Source organism: Flavobacterium hercynium (assembly GCF_002217285.1).
GTDB lineage: Bacteria > Bacteroidota > Bacteroidia > Flavobacteriales > Flavobacteriaceae > Flavobacterium > Flavobacterium hercynium.
Genome location: NZ_MUGW01000042.1, coordinates 108,215 through 119,640, shown reverse-complemented (window position 1 = coordinate 119,640; position 11,426 = coordinate 108,215). Strand labels below are relative to the sequence as shown.

General features: G+C 34.8%; 7 protein-coding genes. 4 read left to right on the top strand and 3 right to left on the bottom strand.

Annotated elements, in window-relative coordinates:
- Positions 1-75 precede the first annotated feature (75 nt).
- From guaA to B0A66_RS18310, 4 genes are all read left to right on the top strand, one after another.
- Positions 76-1,605: a glutamine-hydrolyzing GMP synthase gene (gene guaA / locus B0A66_RS18325; protein WP_089051304.1), complete on the top strand. Its 1,530-nt coding sequence runs from the start codon at positions 76-78 to the stop codon at positions 1,603-1,605.
- A gap of 64 nt (positions 1,606-1,669) precedes the next feature.
- Positions 1,670-3,583, top strand: a complete 1,914-nt coding sequence (locus B0A66_RS18320) for a LysM peptidoglycan-binding domain-containing protein (protein WP_089051303.1) — start codon at positions 1,670-1,672, stop codon at positions 3,581-3,583.
- Between the two features lie 97 nt (positions 3,584-3,680).
- The gene (locus tag B0A66_RS18315; RefSeq protein WP_089051302.1) at positions 3,681-5,873 is read left to right on the top strand and encodes a PBP1 and LysM peptidoglycan-binding domain-containing protein; all 2,193 of its coding nucleotides are present in this window, start codon (positions 3,681-3,683) and stop codon (positions 5,871-5,873) included.
- Positions 5,873-6,274, top strand: a complete 402-nt coding sequence (locus B0A66_RS18310; protein WP_089051301.1) for an OsmC family protein — start codon at positions 5,873-5,875, stop codon at positions 6,272-6,274. The genes B0A66_RS18315 and B0A66_RS18310 overlap by 1 nt, the downstream gene beginning before the upstream one ends.
- A 53-nt stretch (positions 6,275-6,327) precedes the next feature.
- Here B0A66_RS18310 and B0A66_RS18305 read toward each other — a convergent pair whose 3' ends face one another.
- The 3 genes from B0A66_RS18305 to B0A66_RS18295 all read right to left on the bottom strand — a co-directional run bounded on the left by B0A66_RS18305 (position 6,328) and on the right by B0A66_RS18295 (position 11,418).
- Positions 6,328-8,187, bottom strand: coding sequence for a beta-galactosidase (locus tag B0A66_RS18305; RefSeq protein WP_089051300.1), 1,860 nt, complete (start codon positions 8,185-8,187; stop codon positions 6,328-6,330).
- An 89-nt stretch (positions 8,188-8,276) separates the two neighbouring features.
- Positions 8,277-9,632 (bottom strand): Gfo/Idh/MocA family protein, encoded by a 1,356-nt coding sequence (locus B0A66_RS18300; protein WP_394335255.1) that lies wholly within the window; start codon positions 9,630-9,632, stop codon positions 8,277-8,279.
- An 85-nt stretch (positions 9,633-9,717) separates the two neighbouring features.
- Positions 9,718-11,418, bottom strand: coding sequence for a RagB/SusD family nutrient uptake outer membrane protein (locus tag B0A66_RS18295; RefSeq protein ID WP_089051298.1), 1,701 nt, complete (start codon positions 11,416-11,418; stop codon positions 9,718-9,720).
- Positions 11,419-11,426: the final 8 nt, after the last annotated feature.

Below are 11,426 nucleotides of genomic sequence, written 5' to 3'. Positions count from 1 at the left end.
ATCGGAGCAATAAAAAAAAAGTTTTTTTTTATTGCTCCGATTTTTCAAATTCGAATATAAAAAGTATTTTTGCGCATGCAACACAACGTACTTATTTTAGATTTCGGATCGCAATATACTCAGCTTATTGCGCGTAGAGTTCGCGAATTAAATATATTCTGCGAAATTTTCCCTTACAATCACTTTCCTAGTGATTTATCACCTTATAAAGCAGTAATTTTAGGAGGAAGCCCATTTTCTGTTCGTGCAGAAGACGCTCCACATCCTGATTTATCTCAAATTCGCGGTAAACTTCCAATGTTGGCAGTTTGTTACGGAGCACAATATTTGGCGCATTTTAGCGGAGGTGAAGTAGCAGCTTCTAACACCAGAGAATATGGTAGAGCTAATTTATCTTATATTAAGGAGAACGAAGTTTTCTTTAATGGCGTTTCAGAAAATAGCCAGGTTTGGATGAGTCATAGTGATAGTATCAAAGCTTTGCCTACTAATGCCGTTAAATTAGCAAGTACGCATGATGTAGAATACGCAGCTTACAAAATCGAAGGTGAAACTACTTATGCAATTCAGTACCACCCGGAAGTTTTTCACTCTACGGATGGATCAAAAATGTTAGAGAACTTTTTAGTAAATATTGCTGAAGTTCCTCAAAACTTTACACCAAATGCTTTCGTAGAAGAAATGGTGGCAGAGTTAAAAGAAAAATTGGGTAATGACAAAGTTGTTTTAGGATTGTCTGGTGGAGTAGATTCTACTGTAGCAGCAGTTTTATTGCATCAGGCAATAGGAAAAAACCTGTATTGTATTTTTGTAAACAATGGTTTGCTTCGTAAAAACGAATTCCAAAATGTATTAGATCAATACAAAGGAATGGGACTAAATGTAAAAGGAGTAGATGCAGGAGATCGTTTTCTTGGTGAATTAGCCGGAATTAGCGATCCTGAAACAAAACGTAAAACAATTGGTCGTGTATTTATCGAAGTTTTTGATGATGAATCACACTTAATTGAAGATGTAAAATGGTTAGCGCAGGGAACAATTTATCCTGACGTAATCGAATCAGTTTCGGTAAAAGGACCATCGGCTACTATCAAATCACACCATAATGTTGGTGGATTACCGGATTATATGAAATTAAAAATTGTAGAACCGCTAAGAATGTTGTTTAAAGACGAAGTTCGAAGAGTAGGTGCTACTTTAGGAATAGATCCAGAGTTATTAGGAAGACATCCTTTCCCTGGACCTGGATTATCTATTAGAATTTTAGGAGATATTACGCCTGAGAAAGTACAAATTTTACAAGATGTTGATGCCGTTTTTATCGAAGGGTTAAAATCTTGGGGATTGTATGACAAAGTTTGGCAGGCTGGAGCAATTTTGCTTCCTGTAAACAGTGTAGGAGTAATGGGTGATGAGCGTACTTACGAAAAAGTAGTAGCGCTTAGAGCTGTAGAATCAACAGATGGTATGACAGCTGACTGGGTTCATTTACCTTACGAATTCTTAATGAAAGTATCAAACGATATCATTAACAAGGTAAAAGGTGTTAACAGAGTTGTTTATGATATAAGTTCGAAACCACCAGCAACAATTGAGTGGGAATAGTACTAGTTTTTAAAATTAAGGCGTTACATTTGTAACGCTTTAATTTTTTAAACCCTTCTTATTTATGAGAGACTTTTTACTTACTTTATTCGCCTTTATTTCAGTTTTTTCTAACAAAACATTTGCACAAGAGTCATACATCGAGCACAGGATTCAAAAAGGTGAAACAGCTTACTTTATTGCCCAAAAATATAAGGTTACTGTAGATGAAATTTACAACCTTAACCCTGAATCACAAAACGGAATCAAAGACAACCAATTGATTAAGATTCCGGTTCATGTTGCAGAAAAACAAAATTCAAACCAGCAAAATACGCATGTTGTTGGTGCTAAAGAAACCCTCTTCGGATTAGCAAAACAATACAACATTTCTGTTGAAACACTTCAAAATGCCAATCAGGATATTTTAGCCGGCGGACTTCAAATTGGACAGGTGTTAACAATTCCACAAAACACCGCTAATGCTTCAAAAACGGAAACAACATCGTCTTCAAAAGTTACGCATCAGGTTGTAGCAAAAGAATCTCTATTTAGTATTGCAAGACAGTACAATGTTTCTGTACAGGATTTGGAAAACTTAAATAAGGATTTATTACTAAACGGATTGCAGATCGGACAAACTATTGCGATTCCTAATAAAAGAAAAACATTAGACGGAAGAGTTCGTGTAATTAATCAGGAAACTATTTTTCATGTAGTTGTAGCTAAGGAAACTAAATTTTCGATTGCAAAACAATACGGAATTACCATTAATCAGTTAGAATCTCAAAATCCTGAAATTGTAAGCGGATTAGTGGTTGGAAACAAACTTGCGATTAATACCAAAGAGGTAAAACCAACTAACGAAAGTGAAGAATTAATGTTGGCTCTTGCTGAAAAGCAAGTAGTTGTTGAAAAAACAAAAGCCAAGACGGTTGAATTAGAAGATTTGAAAGACCGTCTTATTGTTCAGAAAGAAATGAATCAGAAAATTATAAAAATTAATGATTTAAAAGTAAATCTAAACGATATGAATGGCTCTAAAGAAAATTCAGTCGAAAAATTACGATTGGTTTTAGAAGCAAATAAAAATGTTCAGGATATTTTAATGGCAAAATTAGATTCGTTGGTTGGTACAATGAAAAGTGATTTGGTTGAATTAAAAAAAATGGATGTTTTAAATGTCAATGAATCAAAACGCTTAGAGAAAAAATCATACGAAAGTATTGGTCAAACTAGTGAACTATCCTCTCAATTAAAGAAAGAGCTGGCTCAAAACAGAAAAGCTTACGCTGGTTTAATGAACAAAGTAGAGCGAATTGCACTTGAGGAGAATCAGGAATACAAAAAGAAAGTTCGTGAAAATGAAAAGAAGCACGGTACAACATCGGAACAGCGCTTGTCATTAGAAGAAATACAAAAGTTTAAAACAGCACAAGAAAAAGGAGATGCTAAAAATCAATTGTTGATTGCTAAAATTGATTCACTCGATGTTCAAAAAACTATAGAAGTTAAACGTCACATTAGTAAAGCTTCTTTTTACAGTATGGAAGCCAGAAATTTTGATGATAAAGTAGCCTTGTTAAAATTAAAAAGATATCATGATGAAGCAATTAAAAATCAGGTAAAAACAAATGATAGTGAGAATTCGAAAGCAATATCATTAGAAGAAATGAAGCGTGAGCTAAAGGAAAATCCTCTTAAAAACGAAAAAAATATTAAGGTTGAAGTTTATGATAATCTTAAAGAAGTTTCAAATGGCTATTACTTAGTTTTAGGTATATTTACCGAACAGGGATTGCGAGATAAGTTTATTATGAAACTTATTGATTCCGGAGCATTTAACGCTAGTTTTTTCTTTAATATAAACAGTCTTTCGTATTGTGTTTACTCCGATAAATATGAAAATATGGAAGAAGTTTTATATGAGTGCAAGAAAAAGGAAGAAGATGAGTTATATAAAAACATTGTTATTCTTAAAGCTGAATTGGATCTGTGATAATAATCCTGTAAAATTAAAAGTGGCTTGAATGTTGCTTTAACAAAAATTACTATCTTGTTTTTGAATTAAAAATTAAATTATTTTAACACCTACTATGAAATATTATCTAACAATCTTGTCGCTTGTTTTTTTTATTACCAGCTCTGCATTTTCGCAGGAAAAAGTAGTGAAATACACTGTTTCAAGCGGAGAGACTATTAATCAGATTGCGCAAAAATATAAGGTAACACCTTACGATATTTATGAATTAAATCCTGATGCACGTAGCGGATTGATACCTAATTCAGTCTTATTGATTCCTCTTAAGAACAGTAAAGCTAAAGCAGAACCTGCTCCGGCAAAAAGTACTGTTGCCAAAGGGGGAAATACACATGAGGTACAGCCAAAAGAAACTCTTTTTGGAATCGAAAAAAAATACGGAATTACAGATGAAGCACTAAAAGCAGCAAATCCTTTTCTTGAAAAAGATGGATTGCAAATTGGGCAAACGCTTGTGATTCCTGCCAAAGATAAAGATGCAAAAAAGGCATTAAAAGAAAAAGAGAAGGAGAAAGAGAAAGAGAAGGAAAAGGCTAAAGAAAAAGCAAAAGAAGAAGAGAAAAGCACAAAAAATACAGTTGTGCCAATTGCTGCTAAAACAACAAAGCAGGAAAAATATGTTTATCATGACGTTGTTGCAAAAGAAACGAAGTATTCAATTGCAAAGCAATACAAAACAACTATTGAAGATTTAGAGAAACGTAATCCGGATATTGTAAGCAGTTTACCAATTGGTTACCGATTAACAATACAAGGTACAGCTCCAAAAACAGAAAATGCCAGTTTGGTTGTGGGTACTGCTCCGGCAAATACTAAACCTGTTGAAGCTAAAAAAACAGATGAGTCTTCTAAAAAAGGAACGACTTATATGGACTATCAGGTTAAACCAAAAGAAACACTTTATAGTTTGTCAAAAACATTTCAATTGACACAAAGTGAATTGATGGCTTTAAATCCGTCTCTTTCTGAAGGCGTAAAAGAAGGAATGGTATTAAAAGTTCCATCTGGATTTGTTGCGCCCGTTCCAATTATTGGACAACAAACGCAAGTAGCTGAAAAACAAATAGAAAAAACTACAGAAAAACCAGCTGAAACAGGTGGAGGATCTATTAGAGTTTTGGAAAAAGTAAAATCAGAAACCAATTCTGCAAGTTCAGAAGTAGTTGAACTAACAAAGAAAAGCGGACAAAACGAACGTAAAAGAATCGCATTACTTTTGCCTTTTAACTTAGCTAAAATTCAAAGTGATACGGTTGGTGCTGAAAGCAGAATCAAGAATGATAAGTTTTTAAACATGACACTGGATTTTTATTCAGGAGCTTTAATGGCAATTGATTCGGCGAAAGCCTTAAAATTACCAATTGATGTTTCTATTTTTGATTCTCAGGAAACTAAAAATACATCGAGTGTATCCAACTTAATTGCTCAAAATAAATTACAGAACGTAAATGCTGTAGTAGGGCCATTTTACCAAAGTAATGCTGAAGCAACGGCAAATTCATTGCGGTTATATAATATTCCTGTGATTTCACCATTATCAAAAGATAAAGCAAATCCAATTGATAATTTATACCAGTCAATACCAACCAACGATGTTGTTCGTAATGCTGTTTTTGATTATATGCGTTCTAAAAACGGAAATATTATTGCGGTAGTAGATAAGAAAAAAGAGTCTGTAATAAGTTATATCAAACAAAACCAAAAAGGAGTTACGTTTGCAGCCTTGACAGATGCAGGTGTAGATGTAGCCAACTTAAAAGGTTTGATAATACCAGGCAGAATAAATTATGTGGTAATGGAAACGGCTAATACTGCAATGATAAAAAGTACAATAAAAGCTTTAATGGATGCGAAAAAAACGTGTCAGGTACAATTGGTTATTTTAGAGCCAAACAGTACATTAGACACAGACGAAATTAGTTTTGATAATTTAGTGAAATTGAATTTAATGTATCCTTCTGTAGCTCGTGAAAGTGAAGAACAAAATGTTTTGATTTTTGAAAAAGAATACAGATTGAAAAATAAAGTGAATCCAAATACGTATGCAACTCGAGGATTTGATGTTACGTTTGATACTATGATGCGATTGGTACAAGGTAAAACGTATCAGGAAACAGCAGATTTAATGACAACAGAACAAGTTGACAATAAATTTCAATATTACAGAAAAGAAGATGGAGGACATGCAAACAAAGGTGTTTACATTTTATATTACGATTCAGACTTAACTTTAAAAGTAGCAAATTAATGACATCGAAAGTAACCTATTTAGGCGATTTAAGAACAAAATCAATTCATGTGCAATCAGGAAGTGAAATCATTTCGGATGCACCGGTAGATAATAACGGAAAAGGAGAAGCTTTTTCTCCAACTGATACCGTTGCTAATGCTTTAGCAAGCTGTATGATGACGATCATGGGAATAAAAGCCCGTGATATGGAAGTTAATATTAACGACTCAACTGCTGAGGTAACAAAAATAATGAATGCTGAGCCAAGAAGAATTGGCGCTATTGAAATTGTTTTTGAAATGAAAAGCAATGCAGATGAAAAAAGCAGAACAATTCTGGAACGTGCAGCAATGACATGTCCTGTATTTTTAAGTTTAAATCAGGATATAGAGAAGAAAATTTCTTTTAACTGGAAATAATTTTCAGTTAATATATTATAAACAAAGCCATCTGATATCAGATGGCTTTGTTGTTATTGTCCTTTTTCAGGTTTTAAATCTTCTAAAATGGGGGTAAGTATACTTTTTAAATTTGTTTGGAGACGTTCATTTTTTTGTTCAAAAATTACAACAGTATTTTTGCCTTTTTTGAGCCAACATCCCGGTAAGTAAAGTGTTTGTTGAGGACCAACGCTCCAGTATCTTCCAATGTTTATTCCGTTTACAAAAACAATTCCTTTACCCCAATCTCGCATATCCAGAAAGGTGTCTCCAATTTGAGAAAGGTTAAAAGTTCCTTGATAAAAGGCAGGGCGATTTACTTTTCCTGAATTTTTATAGGGTCTCAAATCAGGTTCTGTGGTCATTGGTAATTTATACATTTCCCAATCACCTGTAATCGTTTCTCCATTAATAATAACAGGACTTATGATGCCTTTGTTGTTAGCATTAATTTGAGAACCATAATTAATACGTCCCATGTTTTCTACCAGGATGTCTAAGGTTGCATTAAAAGGAACTTCAATTTCACAATCGTATTTTTTGTAATATCGGTTTAATTCTGCAACTTTTTTACCGTCAACAAAAACAATAGCATAATCGCGTAATCCGTTCAATTCTAATTTCCCATTTATAGGCTGAGTAAATTTTTTACTGTATAAAACATAGCCATCTCCTTGATTCAATTGTTCAAAGGTTTGCGGTTTGTCTTCGATAATGGGAGTTATATTAGATTTTAAATCTTCTAAATCAACCGTTTTTGTTAAATCTATATTTGGTATTGCTATTACAGGTATTTGTTTAGGAACCGCAGGAGTTTTGGCTGTTTTTAATAGTTCTCTTAATGCGTTGTATTTTGGAGTTGCCCAGCCTGCTTCACTAATGGGAGCATCATAATCATAGGATGTCATATCAGGCTGAATATCATGTTCTTTGTTATAATTTGCACCCGATGTAAAACCAAAATTAGTTCCGCCATGAACCATGTAATAATTAAAAGAAATCTGGTTGTCTAAATATTTTTTAGTTTGCCGAACGGTTTGTTCCGGCTTTTGTAGAGGAAAAGGTTCGGCCCAATGATCTAGCCAGCCAGGGTAGAATTCGGCAACCATAAAAGGTCCCTGATCATTATTAAATTGTTTGACCACTGTTTTTAATTTTTCAATATCACTTTCTCCGTTTGCGGTTGGTAGGGCTCCCGGTAAGGCCCCGCCTTCAAATAACCAACTTCCGTCTGAGGTAAAAAAGGGAACTTCAAAACCTACATCTTTCAATTGCTGAAAAACAGCAGCGCTGTACTTTTTATGTTCTTCCAGCGAAATATCTTTGCGTTGTGCGACGTAAGATCCAAATTCATTTTCACCCTGAACCATTATAATTGGGCCTCCTTTGGTAATTTGAAAATTGCCGGTCTCCTTGTATAATGCTGTAAAGTATGCTTTTGTTGCTGCCAAATATTCTTTATTATTACCTCGAATCGTCATATTTGGGACATTTTGCAGAAACCACGGATAACCGCCAAATTCCCATTCAGCACATACATACGGTCCCGGACGGAGAATAACGAATAAACCTTCTTCTTGTGCCGTTTTAATATATTCAGCTACGTTTTTATTTCCGGTTTTAAAATCCCATACTCCCGGAGCTATTTCATGGTAGTTCCAGAAAACATAAGTTGCAACAGCATTTAATCCCATCGCTTTCATCATTTTTAAGCGATGACGCCAGTAAGGCTGTGGAATGCGGGAATAATGCATTTCGCCTGAATGAATTTGAATTGGTTTCCTATTCAATAAAAAAGAACCATTACTTATTGCAAAAGTTTGTTTTTCTTGTGCCTCGGCGGATGATAGCATAAGAAAACTAAAAAGCAGGGCATAGTAAACTTTTTTCATTTTAGTTTTATTAAAGATTTATAAAAAAGTAAGAGAGCACAAATTCATTAATGCTCTCTTATTTCAACTAACTATAAACAATAAATAAATTATTCTGAAAATTCCAGTTTTTGTAATTTGTTCCATCCTCCACGTGTGAAATCAGGAATTTCTACCGGACTGGAATTGTTGTCAAGCGAAAGTTCTGTTAAAGGACCTAAACATGACCATTCTGCTAAATCATACACATCCATATCTAATGGAAGTCCTTTTTGAAGACAGTAAATCAAACGATAATCCATAATAAAATCCATTCCGCCGTGACCGCCTACTTTTTTAGCCTGCTCTTCGATGTTTTTTACCATCGGGTGTTTGTATTTTGTCATTAATGCTTTTTTTACATCTTCTGGTACAAAAGAGTGTGCTGTTAATTTTTCATGGTTAGGTTTTACGTCATCACTTAATTCTTTTCCGTCCAGAGCATAACCTTCTAATGGGTACTTATTAGCATAGCCTTTTGTACCGCTCAATTGATACATTCTGCTGTACGGACGAGGAGAAGTTACATCGTGCTGAATGTGTATTGTTTTTCCGTTTTGAGTTCGGATCATCGTCATAGTATGATCTCCGTTTCTGAAATCTTTAATTTCCTGACCTGATTTTTCTTTTACATAAGCTGGATTTCCAACCGCTTTAGTATCCATAGAAACAAGGAAGTTCATTTTGTCTCCGCGGTGTATGTTTAATGCCTGACAAGCTGGTCCCATTCCGTGTGTTGCATATAGGTCTCCACGATGTTTTATGTTATAATCCATTCTCCAGTTGTTCCAGTATTCGCCCCAAAAAGGCTGTAAACCATGAATATAAGAACCTTCTGCATGTAGAATTTCTCCAAAAACACCTTGTTGTGCCATGTTAAGTGTAGTAAGTTCAAAGAAATCGTATACACAGTTTTCCAACATCATACAATGCTGACGTGTTTTTTCAGAAGTGTCAATAAGTTCCCAAATTTCTTTCATAGTTAATCCTCCGGGAACTTCTATTGCGGCATGTTTTCCTTCTTTCATTGCCTGAATTCCAATGATAGCATGATGTTTCCAATCTGTCGCGATATAAACCAAATCAACATTAGGTAAAGAAGTAACCTTTCGCCATATATTTTCATCTCCAAAGAATTCCTGAGCTTTAGGGAATCCTTGTTTTACCAGTGTTTCATTGGCTGATTTTGTATTTTTTTCAAGCATATCGCAAAGTGCCACAACTTCTACTCCCGGAATATGCGTCATGCGTTCTACCGCTCCGGAACCACGCATTCCTAAACCAATAAAAGCCACACGAACTGTTGGGATTGGTTTTGTTGCCAGGCGCAGTACATCTTGCTGCCCCTTTGCTCGGGCAGGGGCTTTGGTTTTAATGATTTGCGCTGATATTGTTGTCCATCCAGATAAAAGGAAAAGAAAGAACATGAATTTTAAAAGACAAGTTTTCATAATGAGATTAATTTTAGATTGATTGGATAATCTAATAGTCGATTATCCTAAATTGTTTTTATTATGGATTTTGAGTTAAAGTTCCAGCGTATGCATTTATTTCTGATTGAGGAATGTATTGTACTACTCTTAAACTTGTTGCCGGATAATCGATAAGAGGCATGTGAGGTCCTGGATAACGGCGTGTCATAGTCTGTCCGTTTCTATAGACATCAGAACCGCGATGTGCCTCAAAAGCCAATTCCAGCTGACGTTCTTCGTCAATGAGCTGCATAGCATTAGTACTGTTTAATGAAGTATATCCACCGCCAACAATTGCTCTTTCTCTAATTACATTTAAATTGATAAGTGCATTTTGATAATCTTGTTTTTTAGCATAAGCTTCGGCATTATTCAAATACATTTCTGCAAGACGAGAGATGATAGGCGAGTGCAGGTGTGAACTATTATCCTGCAAAGAACATTTCGTAACGTAAAACATAGGATAAACACGATTTAACAGCATCATATAATCTTTTTCTCCTGTATATGTTTTTCCTTCATAATCAATTGAATAACTGTTTTCTGCAGCATTAACAACAGTTAAATTGTATTCAACACTAGCGATTGTAATGTAATAAGAACCATTTGGTCTGCTCATCAAAGGTTGCTGAACATAATTGAAACCAGTTTGTTCCCCCGTCTTACTATCGACAGCATCTGTAATAAAACGGAAAGCTTCTATTTTGTTATTAGCATTATCCAATGCGTATTGCGGATCAATAAAAGCCCATCTGGCATCTTTCTTAAAACCGGATTTACGCAATAAATCAAGATATTTAGCACTTGCATACATTTCTCCCCATCCTTGTCCTTGAATATTGGCATACATTCCGCCAATACCGCCATAATGAGCATCACCGGAATATTCTGAAGCGACGCGTTTTACTGCAAAAACAGTTTCGGTCTGACCACTTGCATCAGGAGCAAAAGTATTATATCTCATAAAATCAGCTCTGCTTAATAAATTGTAACGACCGCTGGTAATTACTTTGTTAGAATATTCAATTGATAAATTGGCGTATTCCTGATTTGGCATTTCATAGGTACCACTCATATACAAATAGACTCTTGAAAGCATTGCCTGTGCCGCTTCTTTAGTAGCATAAGCAGCTGTTCTGTTTTCGTTCATCAAGGCTTCTCCTTTTTTAAGGTCGCTTATTGCTTGTTCGTAAGTCTGTTTTACGGTCGCTCTGTCGGGAAGGCTAATGTTGCCAATATCTTCCGGTAATCCGTTTACGATAGGAACGCCTAAATTTGAATCAGGAGATTGCGCGTAAGGTCTGCCGTACGTTTTGCATAAATAAAAATAGATCATTCCTCTCAAATAATAAGCTTCTCCTAATTGCTGATCTAATTTAGCACTTTCTCCCTCAGGAACCATTTTCATTAAATCGCTTGATTGTGAAATGATTTTATAACTGTTATTCCAAAAAGTTGACAATCTATCGTTTACAGGGCTATGCTGATAAGAAATAAAAGAATAAAAGGAATCTGTCGATGTACCTCTAATCATAATATTGTCTCCCGGATATTCGCCAACTCGGTGCATTACATCTGACCAGTTTTTCAGTTGAGCATAACATCCGTTTAAGAGTACTTCAATTGCAGCCTCCTTATCCTTTTGAATTTTATCCTCGGTAAAAGAATCAAAAGGCTCTCGCTCCAGCTCACAGGAGGATAAAAAACTCAGGGTAATAAATAGTATGAATATTTTTTTCATGATTTTGT